The following is a 19,980-nucleotide window of genomic DNA, read 5'->3' as shown; positions in this document are numbered from 1 at the left end:
TCAAGCCAGCAATTCTCAGCTTTGAAGCCCGAAAATAGGCCGCCGAAGGCAGGTTATTTTCGGGTTGGATTCCAAAATGAGAATTGCTGTGATCAAGCTGAGCTACTTGACTGTGAATATAACAAGGGCACAGCTAATGTAGCTGTGCCCCGAGTGTTTACAGTGATTCGTCATGTATTGATAGCAACAGCACTCAGATACGTAACTAAGGAACTTTCCCAAATTCAATCAGCCTACCTGGAGCGAAAACGGTATGACTCGTTAAGGAACGGGTCTTATTTCTTCAACTCCCGTTTAGATCACCTTAGAAAGTATTAGAAACCCTTATTGGGTGCTGCACTTTGACAAAGAAACCGATGTAATGAAACAGCTCCTTTTCCTTAATGGAGTGAACGATCCGTAACTTTACAGAAATCAGGTCGATTGAAAAGCAACATCCACATCGGCGAACTAAGGAACCTTCCGCGATTGATGTATTCGACTTGGAGCGAAACCTTTTAGCAATTCAGTTAGATAACTAAATTGTGGTTTTAAAACTCCCTTCTGTTTAGCTGGGAAAGTATTAGAACAACCTGTGAACTGCTGGATTGAGACAATGCAACAGAACTTGACTTAACAGCTCCTTTTACCTCATGTGGTGAATGATTTCAAAACCTTGTGGATTGAAATCGTCGGATAACAGGACTTTGCTGATAGCAGCGCCCAGGTAAATCAACTGAGGAACTTTCTTACATTTTCAATCGATACAAATGGAGTGAAATAATCTCAATAACCAGTTCAAGACTGTGCTTATTGTTTTCAATCTCCCATTTTGACTAGATTAGAAAGTATCAGGGCCACCTGTTGGGTACTGCACTTGGTCAACGAGACAGATTTGATAGGACAGCTCTTTTACCTCATGTAGTGAATATGAACTTGGCTGTTTAATCTGCCAGGGAAGCTATCTGCTTCAATTACTACTATAAAGCCTACAAACCAGGGATCAAGACCTTGAAATCAAAGTTTACTTTGAATGAGTATCTACTTCACAAAAAACCCCAAAGCTCCGTATACCAGAGGTTATGAAAAATGAAGATAATGCAGAAGTTTGCATTTTTATTCTCTAAATATCACAACCGTATTTTCAGGGATCATCTATAAATTATGATTAATTCCATAATTTTTACGTTTCAAGCAATTCAAATAAAACAAAAAAACCTCATTCCAAAGATGGAATTGAGGCTTTTTTATGGGCACTTACGCTCTCTCAATTGGCTCAGAGATGAGAACCACTAAACTCTGTTATTTGATCTTTCAAGCAAAAATAATCAATCTAATACAAGTGAATTGATCGTAGAAGATGATGAGATTTCTGGATCTAATCCACTATTGAGTTATTTTTCATCCTAGTAGTCTTCCCAGGAAGGAATTGGTGAATGATACTAAAGTTTACCTTGTTCCAAGTAGCTCGATTTGAATATATAAACCCCAAAATGCTGTATTTCGTATTCAGCAAGCGACACCGCGTTTTGGTTTTATCTTTAATAATGCAGAGCCCTCCTTCTAATATCATTTTGTTCCAGCAGAAATTTCTGTGTTTTAGGGCAGGATTTGAACCGCAGCGATCGCCCATCCTCCTCAAGCCTCATCCATTGCACCAAAACCCTGCCAAAATAAGAAAAATCGCGTCTTGGAAGAGAAAGCCGTGGCCAGGGTCGTTCTAGACAGCATTACCCGTCGCTTCAATAACGTAACCGCCATTGAAGACATAACCTTCGAAGTACCCGATGGAGAGTTTTGGGTGCTGGTTGGGCCATCAGGGTGCGGTAAGTCTACAATCCTGCGCACCATTGCGGGCTTAGAGGCGGTAACCGGAGGGAATCTCTATATTGGCGATCGCCGAGTCAACGACATTCCTGCCCGGCAGCGCGACGTAGCAATGGTCTTCCAGAATTACGCCCTGTATCCTCACATGACGGTGGCAGAGAACTTGGCCTTTGGACTGAAGATGCGGCAGGCCGAGCCGTCGAAGGTGCGCGATCGCATCGAAACCGTTGCCCGCTCCCTTAATATTGCTCACCTCTTAGACCGCAAGCCCCGGCAGTTGTCGGGAGGGCAGCAGCAGCGAGTGGCACTAGGCCGAGCGATCGCCCGTCAACCCCAGATTTTTTTGCTAGACGAACCTTTGAGTAACCTGGATGCTCAACTACGCGATGATACCCGCGCTGAACTGAAGCAGTTGCATCGAAATGTGGGCATCACCACCATCTATGTCACCCACGACCAGATCGAAGCCATGACCCTGGCCGACAAGATTGTGGTGCTCAACCAGGGCCGTATTCAACAAATTGGCGACCCGCAGACTGTATATGCAGACCCTGCCAATGCAATGGTCGCATCCTTCATTGGCAGCCCTCCAATGAATTTGCTTAACAGCATTTATCGCGAAGGTAAGTTCTGGATCGAGGGGCAAGCAGTCTCCTGCCCGGAACGGTTGCAAGGAATGTTGCGGTCAGCTCAGGGCCAGCGGTTCTCTTTAGGGTTGCGTCCAGAGCAAATTCAACTGGTTTCAGCCAACGGTTTAGCCTGCCTGGAAGGTATCGTAACCGTGGTCGAACCTTTGGGACGGGAAATCTTAGTCCGGCTGGAAATTCCCAGCCAGAATGGCTCCTCCACCCCGGTGATGAATCTTTGTGTTGCACCAGCTGAGCGGCCTGGAGTGGGCGATCGTCTCCACCTATCCTTCAACCCCGACCACTTATATGTATTTGACGCCTCCACAGGAGAGCGACGAGGATGAATGCTTCAACAGCCTTCTATCCTTTGTTTTTGGAACTACGAAGTTTCACCATCCATATATTACCATTCTGCTGAACTATTAATTTCTTGCACGACTGTAGAAAAGCTGGATACTTCTTATTAATATTTAGCTGTTTAAGCGCTGTTGTAATAGGGCACTTATACTTCTGGCTGAATTGGCTACCAACTATGGAAATAGTGATAAATTCCGAAGGTTTATTTGCTTCTATTGCTTCAATTATGGATACTATAGCTGCTTCTAGCTCTTCGGCGCTTTTAAGATTTAATTGTGCCTTTTGCACTGAATTGCTAGTAATTGTAATAGCAGATTTTCGAGTCTCACTTAGTTGTTGTTTAGCCTCCTGTCTTGCCTGATATTGTTTGACTTGCTCTGAATCTGGAAGAGTAAAGAGGCTAACATAAAGCCCAGATTCTCCTGGAACCTGATGAATAGCAAACAGGTTGGAATAGCTAACTAATAATTCCTTTACAGATCTACCAGGCAAGTAAGTTCCAATGATTTCAGAGATGCGAAAGCCTATTCTTTCCTGGAATCGTTTTGACACAACTGCAAGCTGAATAAAGGTTTGACTTGTTTTTTGTTGTTCTTCCCAAACAATATGTTGTAGGTGCATGATCGCATCTTCCAGGCTGGGCAACATTGCAGTTGGATATATACAGGTGTCTCCAGTACGGCTATTCAGAATAGAAAGAGTGCCATCCGACTGCTTTTGAATCTGGTAGGCGATCAACCCTTGTTGTTGTAACTTTATGTACAGGCTGGTCATTACTTTGTCAGAAGAACACACTAAAACTTCTTGAACATTTTTATAGTGTTCTTTCAGAGAAGTACCAACTGTAATCATCTTGCCATCGGCCATGTCCTTGCCTTTTGGTACATGAATCAGGTCATAATGGCGTTGATGCAATTCCTCATCATGTTTTCCGAGTTTTTTCCAGTCAGCAAAGGCAATCTTGACTTGAAGTGGATAAGTGCATAAACTAGCCAGAAAATTTTCTTGCTCGGCACTCAGTTGTAGATTTTCAGCATCAAGAAGCAGAAGGGAAATTCCCCTGTTTTCTAGCTCAGCTACGGTTGTTCCTTGATCAAGAATTTCTAAGTCAGATACTAGAAGCTGATATTCTTGCGTGCTTAAGAAGGTGGTATCAAAAAAAAGCTTCAATAGTTTTTGGCACTTCAAGACCTTTTGGTCATCGGGAACTTCGCCTAAAGTAGTGGCTAGTTTTTGAAATAGTTTGGACTGATTCGTCGGATTTTGCCAGTCATTCTGGCGAATGCCTTCAGCTAGCCAGTTTGGATTTTGTTGGTATTGAGTAGCGATCGCCTGACAAACCCTGTGGGCAAGCTGGGATGCAATATCCAAAGTATTTCTGGTGTCTGTAGACATTTTCGGTCTGGCAATACTGAGGTCATAACGTTATCAGTCAGTATTCCCGGTAGAGCTTGATTTATGACAGGAAACTAAGCCGGTAAGAACCAGTAAAAATTTACACTTCACAGAATCAAAATCGGCCTTCCAGGTGAAGTCAGGTCATACAGTTGGGTGACTTTTGTAGGGCAACTTGGTGGTTTTGCGTAATCAGTAGTCTGACATTGGGTATTCCTCAAAGGAGCTGTCACTACACCGCAACTCCTCGTCACGATTTACCGTTGGAAGGTTATAGACCGATGATTCATCACATTTCGATTGCAGCCCAAAATCCCCTTCATGTGGCACAGGTTCTCGCCGAAATTATGCAAGGCCAGTGGGCGCCCTTCCCGCCTCACCCCGGCAGCTATATGGCCATGGCGATGGATGAGCAAGGAACTATGATTGAGGTGTACCCCGCTCAAACGGTACTGGTTCCAGGAACAGAGGACGTTGCTTTTGCACAGAACTCCGAAGCCGGTTACTTTAGCCCTACCCACGTTGCCCTTTCTGTGGCGATGGAGCAAGCCCAGATTGAGGCGATCGCCCAACGGGAAGGTTGGCACGCGATCCGCTGTAACCGAGATGACTTGTTTGAAGTGATCGAATTTTGGGTAGAAAACCACCAGCTCGTGGAGCTGCTGACTCCTCAACTGGCTCCCCGCTACATCGCCCTGATGCACCCTGAAAATCTACAAAAGAACTTGGAAGCCTTCCTGGCAGCGGCCGATTTAGCCGTACCTGCCATGGCAACAGCCTGAAAAGTTTTTACAGCCTCGGTCCCATAGGTTGTATCAAAGGGCAAGAGTCGGGGGAACCCCCGACTCTTGCCCTTTGATACAACTTAATTCTGAAAAATAGTCAAAACTTGGTTAATCAAACAGAACTTTAAGGATGGATAGGTCATCACCAAAGGTTTTAGTTTGACTCAGGGTGCTAATTTCTTTGAGCATTTGATCCAGATTGGCCGTGATTTTCATATCTGCCAGTAAATCGATGAAAGTGTTGAATGTCCAGGCATGCGGTTCAGGTTGGCCGGGCACATCGTAAATGCCATCGCTGAACACGTAAAGCAGGCTACCCGGAGGAATTTCGCAGCGATTGCTGACGTACATTTCGTCGGGCATCATCCCAACAGGCATCCCAGGGGTCTTGAGCTTTTTGATTTGCACTGTGCCACCGCTCCCTGGAATCACGAGCACCGCAGGAGGATGGCCGGCACTGGAGTAAAGCAGTTGCCGCCGCACACGGTTATAAACCCCATACCAAATGGTGAAGTACTTGTCGTTCTGGTCGTCCATCTGAAAGGTTTCATTGAGGGCGCGCAGAACACTATGGGGTTGGTAGAAGTTGACGCTGGGGAGAGATTGCGATCGCAGCAAGTTTAGAACAGTAATGGATGGCAGCGCCGAACCCAACCCATGGCCTGATACATCCAACAGATATAGGGCCAGGTAATCCGGATCCAACCAGTAGTAATCGAAGCAATCGCCTCCCAACTGGCTAGAGGGGATGAAGCGCGAGTCGATCCGCACGCGCTCATTCATGGGAGATGGCAGAAGCGATTGCACATAAGAGGCTGCTTCCATCAGCTCCTTCTCCAGCAGCAGCTTCTGAGTTTGTAAATCTTCACTTAACTGGTGCAACCGCAGCCCAGCCCGCACTCTTGCTTGTAGTTCCGGCAGCTCAATGGGCTTGGTTAAAAAATCATCAGCTCCCGTATCCAGCCCCTGAACCCGGTCTTCAACACTTCCCCGAGCCGTCAGCAGGATAAAAAAAGTTGTGGAAAGATTGCTATCGGCCTTAACCTGACGGCAGACCTCTAATCCATCCATCACGGGCATCATCCAATCACAGATAATTAAATCGGGAGGATTTTGATGGGCATGGGCCAACCCTTCTTGGCCATCAGCTGCCAGATCCACGGTATACCCCTCAGCCTGCAATGCCTTGTGCAGGATGGTCTGCATTGTTTTGTCATCTTCTATTACGAGGATCCGGGTCATGGGAGCGTTATGCCGTTAACCGTAAAGCGTTGAGTGTAAAAGTTGATTATCAGAATGATCCTTATTAACGATTTTGGGAACATTGAGATAGAAATTTATAGAGAGGCATGACGTTCTTTCTTCGGCTTGCTAAGACAGGATATAGAGCGCAGTGCGACTTCACCATTAGGTCAGGGTCTTGAAAGTACTCCAGAGCCAACAACTTCAGGTCAGTACGGAACTTGTAGCCCTCAATCAAGTTCTATCCTGGTTTGAGGATTTTGACCACACTTTCATTCCAGAGGCGGTTTGGCTACAATGCCAGCTTGCTCTGGCTGAAGGCTTTACCAACGTTGTGCGTCATGCCCACAAGGGCAAGCCCAGCACAACGGTCATTGACTTAGAGGTGGTGATTTTGGAAGATCGCCTCGAAATTCGAATTTGGGATTATGGCCCACAAACCAATCTCAACGAAGTGATCGACACCCTATCACAAGAAATGGATCGAGAGGCTGAAGGAGGGCGCGGCCTGAAGCTGATGAAGAAAGTCGCCGATGTGTTGAAGTATCAGCGGGGAGATGATCAGCGGAATTGTCTACTCATCGTTAAGCAATACAACGCTCTTTAAGGGAAGCCAAAGTACCCTCTCTTGGGTCATGTTTCAAACGTGTGGATGGGGTGGAAGGGGCCCGAAGCGCCCCTTCCACCCCATCCACATGTCTAGAATGCGTGAGATCGCTAATTGTGGCAAAATTTGAGCCCGAGTACTGCCGTGTTGCACGACGACAGTACTCGGGCTCAAATTTTATTGTGGCAAGAGAAAACACGAATAGAAATATTGCTATAGAATTCCCTTAGCGTTTGGGGAGTAGGGCCATGCGGTGGGAAATGGGGCGTCGCAGTACCAATGTGCAGGATCTCCGGGGGGCTGGCGGGGGCCGCACAATGGTTGGAGGTGGCATTGGGGCTATCCTGGTGGCCTTATTGGTGTTCCTCCTGGGTGGAGACCCTTCAGCCATTCTGGGATCAGGGCCATCAGATTACTCTGCACCTCCCACGCAGACAGCCGGTAATGATCAGGAAATTGAGTTTGTCTCACGGGTCTTAGGCTCGACGGAAGATGTCTGGAGCCAGATATTTCAAGCCAATGGTACCCGGTACGTAACACCAGAGTTGGTTGTTTTTTCAGGAGCTGTCGAATCCGCCTGCGGTCGAGCTGGGGCATCTGTAGGACCCTTTTATTGCCCGTTAGATCAGAAGGTTTATATTGACCTGAGTTTCTACGATGACCTGAGAAATCAATTGGGGGCCCCAGGGGATTTTGCCCAGGCTTATGTGCTGGCTCACGAGGTCGGCCATCATGTGCAAAACCTGCTTGGTATCTCTGAGCAGGTGCAGAGTCTACAGCAGCGGGTAGGTCGGACTCAGGCTAATCAACTCTCGGTCATGTTGGAGCTTCAGGCTGACTGTTTTGCTGGGGTATGGGCTAACAATGCAGAGCAGTATTACCAGCAGCAGTACCTGGAAGAGGGTGACGTCGAGGAAGCGTTGAATGCCGCAGCTCAGATTGGAGACGATCGCCTGCAGAAACGATCGCAGGGCTATGTAGTGCCGGAGTCATTTACTCACGGTACATCGGCTCAGCGGGCTCGCTGGTTGACTACAGGTTTGCAATCGGGCGATATAAATCAATGCAATACATTTGAAGCCTCGCAACTGTGACTTTCTTCTAAAGGGGGGCCGGAACGGCGGCGCGTCCCCACACCCCCTCGGTCCCAGCAATTCTCATTTTGAAATCAGGCCCGAGAACCGCGCGCCAAAGGCGCGTGGTTCTCGGGCATCAAAGCCAAGAGTTCACGCCCGTAGGGCGTGAACTCTTGGCTTTGATGCCCATACTGAGAATTGCTGCCTCGGTCCAGGAGTTTTTCCTTAAGATACGTATTCGTCGGTATACTCTTGGGTTTCTACATCGAGTACATGAATGGCGCGATCGTAGATGGCTTGCGCTTCTTCTGGCGAGTTGCCGACGCTGAGCATGCCTAACTTGCCGTACTCAGAGAGGCAGCCGATTAAGTGGAAGACACATCCTGTCTCTAAGCTGCTGCTGAAATATAGACGGTTCTGGACAATGATATCCATCAGGTCTTCAGGGAGGAGCCCCTTATAGCGATCGTTCTGCAAGTTATCAGTTGCTACATAGTATTTGGGCTCGTTTCGCTGATTTAGAAACAAGCCTGTCTTACGGTCAAACCGTCCACCCGTTAATAGCTTCAGGGTCATGAAGGGGTGCGTTGTCCCCCCCTTTCGGAGGTTAATTTCGATCGCTTGAATATCCCAGGAGCCATCGGGTTGATGAATTGCCAGGAAATCGACGCTAAAGCGCTCTAAGGCTCCTTTCTCGGCTAACAGTTCGCCTACAGCGTAGCCATAATCCTGTAACTGAAGCCGATAGGCCTCGTCAGCAGGAAAATTACAGCCCAAAAAGATCTGGCCATCTGGCCCGCCCAAAATTTGGTCATGGGTGGAAAGAATTTCTACAGAGCCGTCGGGGTTGATACGAGCCTGAACACTCGGCGATCGCTTCTCTTCCCCTTCAATAAAGGCTTCCACAATGGCTCCCAACTCAGGAATACGGCGACTGTAGTACTCCCAGGTTTCGGTATCGCACTGGAAGCTGAGGTTGTGCATGGCCTGGGCGATCGCCTCCTGCCGTTCCGCAGAGCTGGCAACACCGGGTGCTACATGGCTAAGGGGCCGTAAATCTAGCAACGCATTGCCTTGGCCAGAGAAGCCTTCATTCAATTTCACCACCATCCGCTTGAGATGGGGCTGCCGTTCCCAGAGCTCGGCAGCTCCAGCTACCAACTCGTCAACGGTCCACGCTTCAGGACAACCATCGGGATGAGGGACATTGGCTTCGGCAAAAATCTGGCGGCTGCCGCTCTTGGTGCCCCAGTGCAGCAGATCGGGATCTAGAGCCAGCAGAGGAATTCCTAAGGCTACTGCCAGATCTCGTTCCATGGACGTCGAGTTAAAGCAAGTCATATAGGCGTCTTCTGCACGCAAGGCCTGACGGATGCGGGCCAGAAGGCGAGGCCGCTCCAGGATTTTTTGTGTCAGTGGGCGCGACGAAGAATCGTGGGTGGAGAAGAGCAGGAGACGATTGCGCGCGTGAGAAACCGGAATATCTGGCAACAGCTTCAGATAATATTCCACAATCGTCTCGGGAATCGGCTCAGAGGTAATGTAAATCAGCCGAGTATTCGGGTTCTGTAACCGAATTAATGAGAACAGCAGCCGTTCTTCGTAGTGAATGGCTCCTTTAATTTTGAGCAATTCCTGTTGATCCAGGCTGAGAGAAGGCACAATGACAATGTCGTGCGGTCGCTGATCGAAGTGGTCAACCGCCATCCAGCGGTTAGCCAATTGAGCCTGCAACGAGTGAAACTGATCGACCTCAAGCATAGGGGCAAGCGCGACTCCTAGCATGTTTCCTCTCCTATCAAACCTGGTGTTGAAAGCCCGTACTGTCCTGAAACGCCCCTTCTCAATAGAATTTCGGAAATTACATCACAACGACCTATAGACGTGATTATCCGTCGGCAACGACTGAACTGCTGAGTCTATTGCGCAATCTTAACCGGGGTATTCTGAAGATACCGCCCCTCAAGGTTTCCGTCCTCTCTCTTGATTCGTATAGATGGGATTATTAAGCAATGTTGCCCTCTGACCTCCTGATTAATCGTGTTCGAGGTGAGACGCTGGAACCCAAACGGTTGGAGCTGAATGGGAAGCATCGGGCGATCGCCACTGACCTGATCACCCTCTTTCAAAATCACGTCGGCCAAACCCAGGGAGAGCTGGAAAACCAACTGCGAGAATTGGAGGGGGAGGAGACTGATTTCAAAGTAAAGCGTGGCCTCGCCCATCTGCTCAAAAGTGAAGCCTTCAGCCAGTTCGACATCGTTAGCCCGTTGGAACCTCAGGAATTACGCCAGCGCATCTTTGCCATGTCGGCTCATGCTGCGCCCATTCCCCAAAACGCTACCGCCACCCTCAGCACCCTCGCCAACCATCTCAGCACCGAGCTCGATCGCGAAGTTCTTCCTGCCGAAATTCAGCGCGGGTTGTATGCTGACCTGCGCGAAAATCGCATTCTTACCAGCTTTGACGCCCCTGAGCCGGATGCTCTGCTACACCGTTACAACCTCTCCCAGGTGCAGGGCATTTTCTACAAAGCGACCCATATTCGCATCAACGCCCACCGCAACGATCCGGGGGAGTACAAGCTACTATTCCGTTACTTGAAGCTGTTTGGCCTAATGACCTATATCGAAGGGGATGCCGACCATGGCTTCACCCTGACCATTGATGGCCCCGCCAGTCTTTTTTCTACCAGCACCCGTTACGGCACCGACCTGGCGAAGCTTCTCCCGGCTCTACTCCATGTCACCAAATGGAGCCTGGCCGCCGAGCTTCAAGTCAAAGACAGCTATACCCAAAAGCGCACCACTCGCCGCTTCACCCTCCAGTCCGATTGCGGCCTGGTCACCCACTACCCACCGGGTAAACCCTACGACAGTATGTTAGAGGCTTCCTTTGCCGATCGCTGGGATGACCTCAAAAGCGACTGGAAACTGGAACGGGAAGTTGACCTCATTCCCATCCCGGGCAGCGTAATGATTCCCGACTTCCGCCTGGTTCACGCGGATGGTCGTAGCTTTCTGCTGGAAATCGTCGGCTACTGGCGACCGGAGTATCTCCGCAAGAAATTCTCTCAGGTGCGCCAATCGGGCAGCGACAATCTGATTCTCGCTATCTCCGAACGGCTCAATCTGGAGAAAGCAGGGGTCCGAGTGGATAATATCCCTGCTCGCGTCGTGTGGTTCAAAGAGAAATTGAAGCCGAAGGATGTATTGGCAGCGCTTGAGTTGGAATGAGCCTGGCCCATTCAACTTAGGAGATTTCCAGATAAGAACTTCCCCATTATTTGGAAAAAAGGCGCGGCTTCGCCGCGCCTTTTTTCCAAATAATGGGGATATTGTTTCCCAGAAATCTCCTTAATTACTTGGCTAATACGAACGATAGAGAACCCTTGACTTTCAACCTTTAGAGGATTGGCCACAAGGCGGTAGGATCGTTAAGGACGATGAAGTTTTGATGGGTTTGCTTGTAACGATGCAAACCATTGGGTCGCCTGAGTGGGGCGATCGCACAGTTTTATGAGGGATTAACCGATGACGGCAGTATCAGCGAAGGTTCCGGCTTTTTGCGAGGGAATTCAATATTTTGGTGAAGACCTGCCTGGCTTGCGTGAGTATGGTCAGGAGGCGGCGATCGCAGAAGGGCAAACGGCGATCGCTTCTCCTCAAGATCCCGCTGCTGTCTATCAAACTCTGCTGTATGCAGATGCTCTGCGTTATCTGACGGTACAGGTGTGCGCCAGCAAGGCATCTGGCCACCCCGGCGGTTTCGCCAGCCAGGCTGAAACCTACGCCGCGATGGTCATGCTGGGCCACAAAAATATTCTGACGGAAGTGGGTCACCATGCCCCCGGCTTCTACAGCGCCATGTTCCTCGATCGCTCCCTGGAGGATATGGGGATTACGACCGTGCAGGAATTGCGCGATCGCTTCCGGGAAAAGCATGGTCTGCTGGGTCACCTCTCCGGCTTCATCCCCGGCATTCTGGCTCCCGCTGGCCCGTTGGGTCAGGGACAACACTTTGCGATGGGGGCGGCTCTGCTGCACCGCAACACGCTGTTCCCCTTCACGGTGGGCGATGGTGGTCTGGGTGAGCCGTACATCATGAGCTCCTTCATGCACTTCCACACGGCGTACCCCAGCGTCACCAACTTCCTACCGGTGCTGGTGTGGAACGGTTACTCTCAGGAACACCACAGCATGGTGTCTCTCAAGACCAATGAAGAGATGACGGCCTACTGGCAGGGCAACGGCTTCGAGGAAGTCGTGCTGATCGACGCAAAAGATTTCGACGACCAGAACCAGCCCGGTGATTATGTCGATAGCACCGCTTTCTCCTTTGAAAAGCGTCTCGCCTTCACCCAGGCTGTGCTGGAAGCTTCGGATCAGGCAGCCCGTTCGGCCCTCGGTGGAAAGCTGACTGTCTTGATCATCAAGCAACTGAAAGGTGCCGGGGTTCACGCTCGCGGCGCGAAATCCCACAACCTCTACCCGAAAGACACGCTGGATGCTCCTCACATCGTTGAAGCCCTGAAGACCCGCGCCCTGCCTTCCGTCGCGTGGGAACTGGTGCGGACAAACTGCGAACGGGCCGGTGGTGGTCCTTCGGCTAAAACCGCGGTGACCGAGTTTGAGTACCCCCTTGCCGATTTGGGAACTCTGCCCCTGGAAGAGTACGAGGTGGGTGGTGAGCCCAAGATTTCGACCACCGCAATGGGTCGGCTTGTGGGAGAAGTGGGGACGCGCGATCGCACGTTCCTGGTCACCAACGCCGACGGTAACGAAGCCTCGGGCATTGGCAACATCAACCAGGCACTCAAGATCATCCACCCCACCACGGACGACCTCTATAATCAAGCACCCAACGGCCAGGTGTATGAACCCCTCAGCGAAGATGCCTGCGCGGGTTTAGCAGCCGCTCTCTGCTTGATGGGTGCCCGTACCCTCTGGTGTTCCTACGAATCCTTCGCGATCAACGGCTTACCCATTTGGCAAACCGTGACTCAGGCGATGGCCGAGTTGCGCCGCCCCACTCCTTCCACCATAACCCTGTTCACTGCTGGCGCTCTGGAGCAAGGCCGTAACGGTTGGACGCACCAACGCCCCGAAATCGAAGCCTACTTTGCGGCGATGATGCGAAATGGTAATGTCTTCCCCATGTTCCCGCCGGATGCCAACAGCATTCAGGTGTGCTACGACTGGGCACTGACCACCAAGAACAAGGGCATCGTCATCACCGCTAGCAAGTCGCCGCTGCCCATCCGCACCACCTTTGAGCAGACTCGCCAGGGATTGCAGGATGGAGCCGTTGTGCTTCAGGAAACCCCCGGTGAGAAAAGCGTGGTGTTCGCCGTAGTCGGGGATATGGTGTTGAAGCCTGTGTATGCGGCGGCTGAAGCGCTGCAAGCTCAAGGTATTGGCTCTCGCATTGTCTCTGTCATCAATCCCCGTCGCCTCTACCGCTCCAGCGATGTCGCCTGGGACATCTGCTCAGAGCCGGATGGTGATTTCCTCAGCGATGCCAAATTTGCTGAGATGTTCGGTGGCGATGTGCTGCTGGGTGTGACGGGTGGCGTGGCCTCCATGCTGGAACCCATCATGTTGCGATCCACCAGCCAGCGTGACACCTTCGCCTGGAAGCGTGGAGAAACCACCGCAACGGCAGATATGTTGCTGGAACTGAATGGCATTACAACGGATGCGATGGTGAAGCGGGCGATCGCTCTCCTCGGCTAATGTAGATAGCCGTTATTTATGTTGATCAAGTAAGAGAAAGTCGTGTGTGGTTTGTTACGCCATACACGGCTTTTTTTAATACTCAATTCACTGACAAGTTGGTTAGATTGGGCGATCGCTCCTGTTGATTAAACTCCCTGCGTGAATTGTTACACAGCAAAGCCGCGCAACAATTCACATCTGCCAAAAGCAATTCATACAGGAGGTCTATTCTTTAGGTCTTAAGGTGATTCTAAAATCTATGAATTTCATCTGAAGTATTTGGCAAATTTCTTGCGATCCTCCTAACCGGGAATAATATGGAGAAAGTTTCTTGCGATCTTCGCCATTCCGGGTGATCGCAAGAAACTTTCCACCTACCCCCTCATTTTGAGATGATAGGCAGCAAGTTTCTGTATACCAAGTTCTTATATCGCCGCTTTGCGTAAGTAATTACCTATTAGGAACAACTAGTAGGTTATTCTCAGGATATCAACATTATGAGTTGTCCGAAGTGTGGTGCGGTTACCTACAAGTCGATCAGTGGAGCAGACATCTGCCCATCCTGTGGATTTGGCTCAGCTTATATGGCTCAGCAAGCTGCCAAGAGACAACAGGCAATTGACGAATTTAAGCGGCTAACAGAAACCAAACCAGATAAGTCATTTGTTAACGGTTCATGGACACTGCATATCCATTACTGGGCGCGTCGTACAAAGAACGAGGGGCAGTATGGTGTGCTTCTTCATCAAGGTGCAGTAGTTGAGCCTCAACAAATTGGTGAAGTCATCGAAACAGATTTAGGGAAGTTAAAGTATTACTGCCATCTTGAAGATGAGAAACCAACCTGGGAACCTTCAGGCTGGAACTTTGCAGATCCCAGCAAGATTCACTCATCGTTGGGCAAAACAGTTGAAGAATTTGCCGTCAACCACATGGATAACAAGACTGATTATTATAAGAAATTGGAAGATGATGAAATGAGATAAAAAGCCTGTTGCACACTAACCCAGCCAAAATTGGTTGATGCCCCCAACAAGCTGTCTGCGGCAGGTAAAGGGAATTGTTAGATCAGTCTAGATATCTCAAATATAGTTGAATAAGGGGCTTGCAAAGTATGTCAGAAACAAGCAGATTTCCTTCCATTGCCAAATTGGAAAGACGAATGCGCCCAGGAGGCTACTCTACACAAGGATTTCTTGGGCCGATCGAATCACTTCAAGTTGTTATAGCGCGTGACCAAGAAACTCTTGAGAATTTAGGTGTTTCACATGAAGAAATTGCTGAAGCTTTGGAAAACATATTGCAAGTGGTAAAGGAGCAAATAAGCCAATTATTACAGTTTAGACAACGCGGAGAAAAAGTACAGGAATATAGGAAAAGGGGAGAGGAGTATAGTGCAAGAAGTGTCCATATTCCCGACTTATATCATCATGAATCTATTCCTAGTTTCTCCTTAGAAAATCTGCCCAGCGTTGATCAGGGTTACTTAGTAGGGAATAAGTTTCACGTTTTCATCGCCCAGTATCGCGGTTTGCAAGAGTGCCCATGGGAATGTGAACATGAAGAATGGAGTAGCTTTGACTTCCTCCTTCTAAATCGTGAAATAGGTGAATACGTGACCGGCCCTGGTATGATTGTTCACCTACTGCGTAAACATCATTTTTTTGAGGGCTTAGAAAGCCCGTATCGAGTAGACCCTGCAAGAGCCGTTCGAGTTCTGGGTCTTGGTTCTAACACAACTATTAAGTGAAGTAAGCGATCGCAATCTAACTACTTTGATGTAGCAAGAGCAGGCCCCTTGGGTCGAATATAAAGGTATTGCAGCGCTTTCTGAGTGAGCGGCTAAAATACAACTCTTCAACCATCTGCAACTAAAGAATAGCGTGTCTATAACATGACCATCAAAAGCAGCCCGTTACTGAATAGAGCTATAAAATGGGGTGCGGAACTGCAGTACCGCACCCCATTTTATAGCTCTCAGCAACACCAAAAGCAGTTGGCTTCTGTCATGTTGCGTCAAGCCATTTGCCACGTCATTTCCTGACCTGCCCGTAAGGGCACGAGCCCGGATTCCGTAAATGGAACTTCATCGGGAACGCGCCACGTCGTTCTGGTCAACGTAATCTGTTCAGTATTGCGTGGGAGTTGATAAAAATCTGGCCCATAAAAGCTGGCGAACGCTTCAAGTTTATCCAGTGCATCAACGCTCTCAAACGCTTCTGCATACAGCTCCATCGCGTGCAGAGCCGAATAGCAACCCGCGCAGCCACAGGAACTCTCTTTGCCATCGCGAGGATGGGGGGCGCTATCGGTACCCAGAAAAAACTTCGGATGGCCAGAGGTCGCCGCTTGCAAAAGTGCGAGACGATGCTCCTCACGTTTCAAGATTGGCAGGCAGTAGAAATGGGGTCGAATGCCACCTTGAAATAGAATGTTGCGGTTAAACAGGAGATGTTGTGGGGTGATCGTTGCCGCAATATTGTTGGCAGACAAAACGTACTGCACCGCATCCGAGGTAGTGGCGTGTTCAAGCACCACGCGCAGGTTCGGAAATCGCTGCTTGAGGGGAATCAGATGTCGCTCGATAAACACTTTCTCGCGATCGAACATATCAACATCTTGATCCGTCACCTCCCCATGCAGTAGTAAAGGCATGTCTACCTGCTGCATCGCTTCAAAGACGCGATCGCACTGACGAATGTCCGTCACACCGAAATCTGAATTGGTCGTTGCACCCGCTGGGTAGTACTTGACCGCTTTAACAAACTGAGCTTCTTTAGCCGCGATAATTTCTTCAGGGCTCGTGTTGTCAGTCAGGTAGAGCGTCATCAATGGCTCAAACCGTTGGCCATCTGGAATGGCTGCGAGGATGCGATCGCGATAGGCCGCAGCATCAGCCACCGAGCGGATTGGGGGCTTCAAATTCGGCATGACAATAGCGCGGGCAAACTGACGCACCGTATGGGGTAGAACCGCTTTCAGTGCCGCACCGTCGCGTAGATGTAGATGCCAGTCGTCAGGTCGAGTTATCGTAAGCTTTTGCATGTTTCAAGTATAAAACCGCTCGTGCTTCAACAAGGCAGACACATGTTAATAACAGCAATTCTCATTTTGGAATCCAACCCGAAAATAGCCCGCCTTCGGCGGGCTATTTTCGGGCTTCAAAGCTGAGAGTTCCTGCCCGAAGGGCAGGAACTCTCAGCTTTGAAGCTCATACTGAGAATTGCTGTGTTAATAACGGCTATGCACACCGGCTATGGAATACTGAGCTGACTTGCTGCCGCTTATCCTGGTTGCAAGTTCGTTTTACAAATCTCATGCAAATTAGAAGCGCATTGCCATCCGATAGTACAACTATCGCAGAATTACTCACCTCATTGGACTATCCGGGCACTGAAGCATTCATTGATACCAGGATCAAGCAACTGCTTTCGCATCCCGATGCGGTTCTTTTGGTGGCAGCAGAAGGTTCTGCAGTTCTCGGATTTGTCTCACTGCACTTTATTCCCCAGATAGCGCTAGAAGGAGACTTTTGCCGCATCAGCTACTTCTGCGTGGCAGAGACGGCGCGCAGCCAAGGCATTGGTGCCATGCTGGAAGCCGAAATTACTGCTCAGGCCCAACAGCGTCGGTGCGATCGCATCGAAGTTCACTGTCACAGCCGCAGAGAGGCCGCCCACAGGTTTTATCACCGCCAAGGATATACGGAATCCCCTAAATACCTGATGAAGTCCCTCAAAGAAACCTACTAGTACGCTGAGGCGGAAATCCATCACCTATGTTTTGTGTGGGGTGCGAAGCACCCCACACAAAACATAGGTTGTGAACTTAGGCCGCAGCCTACTAGGTGCTTGCGGTAGACTCACCCTCGCTCCATCCCTGAGCCCGAAAGCTATGCCACAGAGAGCGCATCATGCAACGTGACATCACCGCCAGACCCATCACAAACTTTGTCAGCGGGCACCTCGATCTAACTCAGGAGGAGTTCGATACTCATTACCGCCCACGCCTGGACGAAGCCTTGGCTCACGGCGATTCATTTATAATCGGTGATGCTCAGGGTGCCGACATCCTGGCCCAGAATTACTTGTTTGGTAAAACAACGGCAGTAGTGGTTTATCACATGTTTACCAGCCCACGAAACAATGCCGGATTCAACATGCGCGGTGGCTTCAAAACCGACGCAGAACGAGACGCACAAATGACTGCGGATTCGGATCAGGATATTGCCTGGGTTCGGCCCGGACGTAAGAATTCTGGAACTCAGAAGAACATCGATCGCAGAACTCAGAACAGCGGGCCAGCCCCTTCCAGATCCAAAAACTAATTGTGCCGTCGCTCAGCAACGGCACAATTAGTTTTTGGATCCGAGTTTTTCGGATTTACCCGACCGTCCCAGGGCGTGGGAAGCTTGGCAAATCTACCGACGCAAGGGAATCAATTTTTTTGAGGGGCCGAAATGGGTAGACAATTGGAGCCGGAGAAGTCCCGTTAGGGTTTTGTGGGGAAACCGGGGGAATGGGCTGAGACCGGGTAGCTGCATTCTTTTGCTGGAACACCTCAGACGGCATAGAAAGCTGAGGCTTGGGAGTAGGATCTTTCACCCGTGGAGGCGGGACGAACTGCCCAACGTCCTCTGCCTGACTGGCGCGGACAACATCCTCAGGCGAAACTTCAACCAAGCGGGCGAGATCCTGCCAAACATCCTCCTCTGCGGTAGGGTCTGCTACCGGATCCTGCCGCAATAAATTCGTAAGCACAGATTTTAACTCTTCTGCTGCCGCTTGCAGAGCACCAGACGATGCCTGAAGCTCGGGATCGGCGTGTCCAGTTGACTCGATTGGAAGCTGCAAAGGCGGGATGGGAGACCCATCTATCAAGGGGGTGTACGGCTCGGGGGCGGGGGCGATCGCCGCACTTTGAGCCGCGTTAGGCTGATTCGGAAGCGGTAAGGGTTGCCCCCGCAGCACATCTAGCTTGGAAGGCAAGCTGGCATTGTCACCGGACGACCAGGGCTGAATCTGACGTACCTTTGGCGACAACGGCGGCGCAGGAATCACTCCAGGAATAGGTTCCACTACCGAAGCATTAGCCGCCGACATATCCGGCAGATCGAAGGGTGGCGTGGAAACTTCTAGGCACCGTTCTAGCGCAGCCTTGAACTGAAGGGTATAGCGCTGTTGTCGCTGCAAGCGCACCTGTAGGTCACGGTTCACCTGTTCACGTTGAGCTAACTGTTGGGCTTGCTCTTGCAGTCGTTGTTGCAACTGGGCATAGTTGCTTTCCAGATGGGTGATATGGTCCTGGTTGCTATTTAACTGCTCTGAGAGAGTTTCGATTAGCACCTGCTGCCGCTGGCTGGCCTGATGAGCGCTTTCCAATTCTTGAAAGAGCTGGGTGACCTGCTCAGCCGAGATCAAGGGGCTTGCTGAGGTGGGAGCGACTTGCCCGAAGTCCGTCCTCTGGCTATGTTCTAGAGCATCCTCTAAGTGGGCAACCCGATCGAGCAGAGCACTGTTACATTGATTGAGTTCCTGAATCAAGCTGATGAGCTCGTTCACGTCAGGGGCGTGCTCCGAAGGCTCCTCAACAACCTGAGCCTGGGGAGCGGGCATGGCGACAGCGGGCGCTTGAGGCGGAATTGTGCGCACCGACCAGTTGGGCAGGTCGATGGGAGGACTGGGTTGAGCCCCTGGAGGTGGTGCTTTAGCAGCCGTGGCCTGTTCCAAATCGCTAACCCGCATGGCTTGAGGCGGATCTACGGGATGCCAGTCCTGCTCTGCGATCGCGGGAAACTCTCCCTCAGAAACCGAAGCTGAATCAGTTTCGGCAGCTTCGGAGAACTCTTCCCAGCCGGAGTACCAACTTGCAGCGTTCTGGTTGGGCTGAGAGGAATCCGAACGGTTTTCAGCAGGATAGTTTTCGCTCATAGTTTAGGAGGTGCCATGAATTAGCAGAACTGAACCAGCGCAGAGGCTCTAAAGCGATTAATGAATATACAAAGGATAGCGATTGCACCCGAAATATTCACGCAATTTGTAGATTTTTAGATGCGAACGAAATAGGTTTTCCAGAGCAATTCGACTGTAGCGCTCAAGGAGCAAAACGATTCTACATTTAGTAGCACAGAATTGAGCTTATTCCGCTACCTCATATCCCTTTTCGATCAGATAAGGGATACACGGAACAAAATTCTACTCCATCCTTATATCCGTTCTGATTAAGAATAATCGGGAACGATTGGGTTGATGGGCGATCGCCATCCAGAATGTTGTTGGGACAGGTGTGTGAAGCACATCTTCCTCAACAACCCTCCACAACAGACTTGTCGAGCTTAGGAGATTTCCAGCAATGGAATTACTCCCC

At 50.0% G+C, this 19,980-nt stretch carries 15 protein-coding genes; 10 read left to right on the top strand and 5 right to left on the bottom strand.

The window, feature by feature from the left end:
• Window positions 1-1,684: 1,684 nt before the first annotated feature.
• Window positions 1,685-2,779, top strand: coding sequence for a sn-glycerol-3-phosphate ABC transporter ATP-binding protein UgpC (locus NDI52_RS06065; RefSeq protein WP_190771987.1), 1,095 nt, complete (start codon window positions 1,685-1,687; stop codon window positions 2,777-2,779).
• 16 nt (window positions 2,780-2,795) lie between these two features.
• On the opposite strand, the gene NDI52_RS06060 is transcribed toward NDI52_RS06065, so the two are convergent.
• Window positions 2,796-4,187, bottom strand: a complete 1,392-nt coding sequence (locus NDI52_RS06060; RefSeq protein ID WP_190771988.1) for an NYN domain-containing protein — start codon at window positions 4,185-4,187, stop codon at window positions 2,796-2,798.
• Window positions 4,188-4,468: 281 nt separating this feature from the next.
• Here NDI52_RS06060 and NDI52_RS06055 point away from each other — a divergent pair, with 281 nt between their 5' ends.
• On the top strand, window positions 4,469-4,969 hold the full coding sequence (locus NDI52_RS06055) for a hypothetical protein (protein WP_190771989.1): 501 nt from the start codon (window positions 4,469-4,471) through the stop codon (window positions 4,967-4,969).
• A 111-nt stretch (window positions 4,970-5,080) separates the two neighbouring features.
• On the opposite strand, the gene NDI52_RS06050 is transcribed toward NDI52_RS06055, so the two are convergent.
• Complete coding sequence (locus tag NDI52_RS06050) at window positions 5,081-6,214, bottom strand: SpoIIE family protein phosphatase (RefSeq protein WP_190771990.1); 1,134 nt, start codon at window positions 6,212-6,214, stop codon at window positions 5,081-5,083.
• Window positions 6,215-6,392: 178 nt separating this feature from the next.
• On the opposite strand from NDI52_RS06050, the gene NDI52_RS06045 reads away from it, so the two are divergent.
• Together NDI52_RS06045 and NDI52_RS06040 are read left to right on the top strand one after the other, a co-directional pair.
• On the top strand, window positions 6,393-6,821 hold the full coding sequence (locus tag NDI52_RS06045; RefSeq protein WP_190771991.1) for an ATP-binding protein: 429 nt from the start codon (window positions 6,393-6,395) through the stop codon (window positions 6,819-6,821).
• Between the two features lie 248 nt (window positions 6,822-7,069).
• A complete protein-coding gene (locus NDI52_RS06040; protein ID WP_190771992.1) occupies window positions 7,070-7,915 on the top strand; it encodes a neutral zinc metallopeptidase in 846 nt (281 codons plus the stop codon).
• Between the two features lie 207 nt (window positions 7,916-8,122).
• Here NDI52_RS06040 and NDI52_RS06035 read toward each other — a convergent pair whose 3' ends face one another.
• On the bottom strand, window positions 8,123-9,682 hold the full coding sequence (locus NDI52_RS06035; RefSeq protein WP_190771993.1) for a peptide ligase PGM1-related protein: 1,560 nt from the start codon (window positions 9,680-9,682) through the stop codon (window positions 8,123-8,125).
• Between the two features lie 227 nt (window positions 9,683-9,909).
• Between NDI52_RS06035 and NDI52_RS06030 the strand changes: the two genes are divergently transcribed.
• The 4 genes from NDI52_RS06030 to NDI52_RS06015 all read left to right on the top strand — a co-directional run bounded on the left by NDI52_RS06030 (window position 9,910) and on the right by NDI52_RS06015 (window position 15,364).
• Entirely contained in the window at window positions 9,910-11,133 is a 1,224-nt protein-coding gene (locus NDI52_RS06030) for a DUF790 family protein (protein ID WP_190771994.1), read from the top strand.
• Window positions 11,134-11,430: 297 nt separating this feature from the next.
• Window positions 11,431-13,632, top strand: a complete 2,202-nt coding sequence (locus NDI52_RS06025) for a phosphoketolase (protein WP_190771995.1) — start codon at window positions 11,431-11,433, stop codon at window positions 13,630-13,632.
• A 479-nt stretch (window positions 13,633-14,111) separates the two neighbouring features.
• Entirely contained in the window at window positions 14,112-14,600 is a 489-nt protein-coding gene (locus tag NDI52_RS06020; protein WP_190771996.1) for a hypothetical protein, read from the top strand.
• Between the two features lie 128 nt (window positions 14,601-14,728).
• Entirely contained in the window at window positions 14,729-15,364 is a 636-nt protein-coding gene (locus NDI52_RS06015; protein WP_190771997.1) for a hypothetical protein, read from the top strand.
• A 266-nt stretch (window positions 15,365-15,630) separates the two neighbouring features.
• Here NDI52_RS06015 and pyrC read toward each other — a convergent pair whose 3' ends face one another.
• Window positions 15,631-16,659 (bottom strand): dihydroorotase, encoded by a 1,029-nt coding sequence (gene pyrC, locus NDI52_RS06010; RefSeq protein ID WP_190771998.1) that lies wholly within the window; start codon window positions 16,657-16,659, stop codon window positions 15,631-15,633.
• Between the two features lie 272 nt (window positions 16,660-16,931).
• Between pyrC and NDI52_RS06005 the strand changes: the two genes are divergently transcribed.
• Complete coding sequence (locus NDI52_RS06005) at window positions 16,932-17,366, top strand: GNAT family N-acetyltransferase (protein WP_190789212.1); 435 nt, start codon at window positions 16,932-16,934, stop codon at window positions 17,364-17,366.
• A gap of 161 nt (window positions 17,367-17,527) precedes the next feature.
• Window positions 17,528-17,941: a hypothetical protein gene (locus NDI52_RS06000; protein ID WP_199307599.1), complete on the top strand. Its 414-nt coding sequence runs from the start codon at window positions 17,528-17,530 to the stop codon at window positions 17,939-17,941.
• Window positions 17,942-17,996: 55 nt separating this feature from the next.
• Here NDI52_RS06000 and NDI52_RS05995 read toward each other — a convergent pair whose 3' ends face one another.
• Window positions 17,997-19,544 carry a hypothetical protein gene (locus NDI52_RS05995; RefSeq protein WP_190770243.1) on the bottom strand — a complete coding sequence of 516 codons (1,548 nt, stop codon included), beginning with the start codon at window positions 19,542-19,544 and terminating at the stop codon, window positions 17,997-17,999.
• Between the last annotated feature and the right edge of the window lie 436 nt (window positions 19,545-19,980).

It is taken from the genome of Leptolyngbya sp. PL-A3, from assembly GCF_039962325.1.
Classification (GTDB): Bacteria; Cyanobacteriota; Cyanobacteriia; order Elainellales; family Elainellaceae; genus Vacuolonema.
Note: the sequence above shows the minus strand (reverse complement) of the source record. Positions and strands in the feature narration are given on the sequence as shown.

Bases quoted from the DNA above. Each gene is read 5' to 3' on its own strand.
- NDI52_RS06035 (WP_190771993.1), bottom strand. From the start codon at position 9,682: ATGCTAGGAGTCGCGCTTGCCCCTATGCTTGAGGTCGATCAGTTTCAC.
- NDI52_RS06050 (WP_190771990.1), bottom strand. From the start codon at position 6,214: ATGACCCGGATCCTCGTAATAGAAGATGACAAAACAATGCAGACCATC.
- NDI52_RS05995 (WP_190770243.1), bottom strand. From the start codon at position 19,544: ATGAGCGAAAACTATCCTGCTGAAAACCGTTCGGATTCCTCTCAGCCC.
- NDI52_RS06055 (WP_190771989.1), top strand. From the start codon at position 4,469: ATGATTCATCACATTTCGATTGCAGCCCAAAATCCCCTTCATGTGGCA.
- NDI52_RS06015 (WP_190771997.1), top strand. From the start codon at position 14,729: ATGTCAGAAACAAGCAGATTTCCTTCCATTGCCAAATTGGAAAGACGA.
- NDI52_RS06030 (WP_190771994.1), top strand. From the start codon at position 9,910: ATGTTGCCCTCTGACCTCCTGATTAATCGTGTTCGAGGTGAGACGCTG.
- pyrC (WP_190771998.1), bottom strand. From the start codon at position 16,659: ATGCAAAAGCTTACGATAACTCGACCTGACGACTGGCATCTACATCTA.
- NDI52_RS06025 (WP_190771995.1), top strand. From the start codon at position 11,431: ATGACGGCAGTATCAGCGAAGGTTCCGGCTTTTTGCGAGGGAATTCAA.
- NDI52_RS06040 (WP_190771992.1), top strand. From the start codon at position 7,070: ATGCGGTGGGAAATGGGGCGTCGCAGTACCAATGTGCAGGATCTCCGG.
- NDI52_RS06020 (WP_190771996.1), top strand. From the start codon at position 14,112: ATGAGTTGTCCGAAGTGTGGTGCGGTTACCTACAAGTCGATCAGTGGA.
- NDI52_RS06005 (WP_190789212.1), top strand. From the start codon at position 16,932: ATGCAAATTAGAAGCGCATTGCCATCCGATAGTACAACTATCGCAGAA.
- NDI52_RS06000 (WP_199307599.1), top strand. From the start codon at position 17,528: ATGCAACGTGACATCACCGCCAGACCCATCACAAACTTTGTCAGCGGG.
- NDI52_RS06060 (WP_190771988.1), bottom strand. From the start codon at position 4,187: ATGTCTACAGACACCAGAAATACTTTGGATATTGCATCCCAGCTTGCC.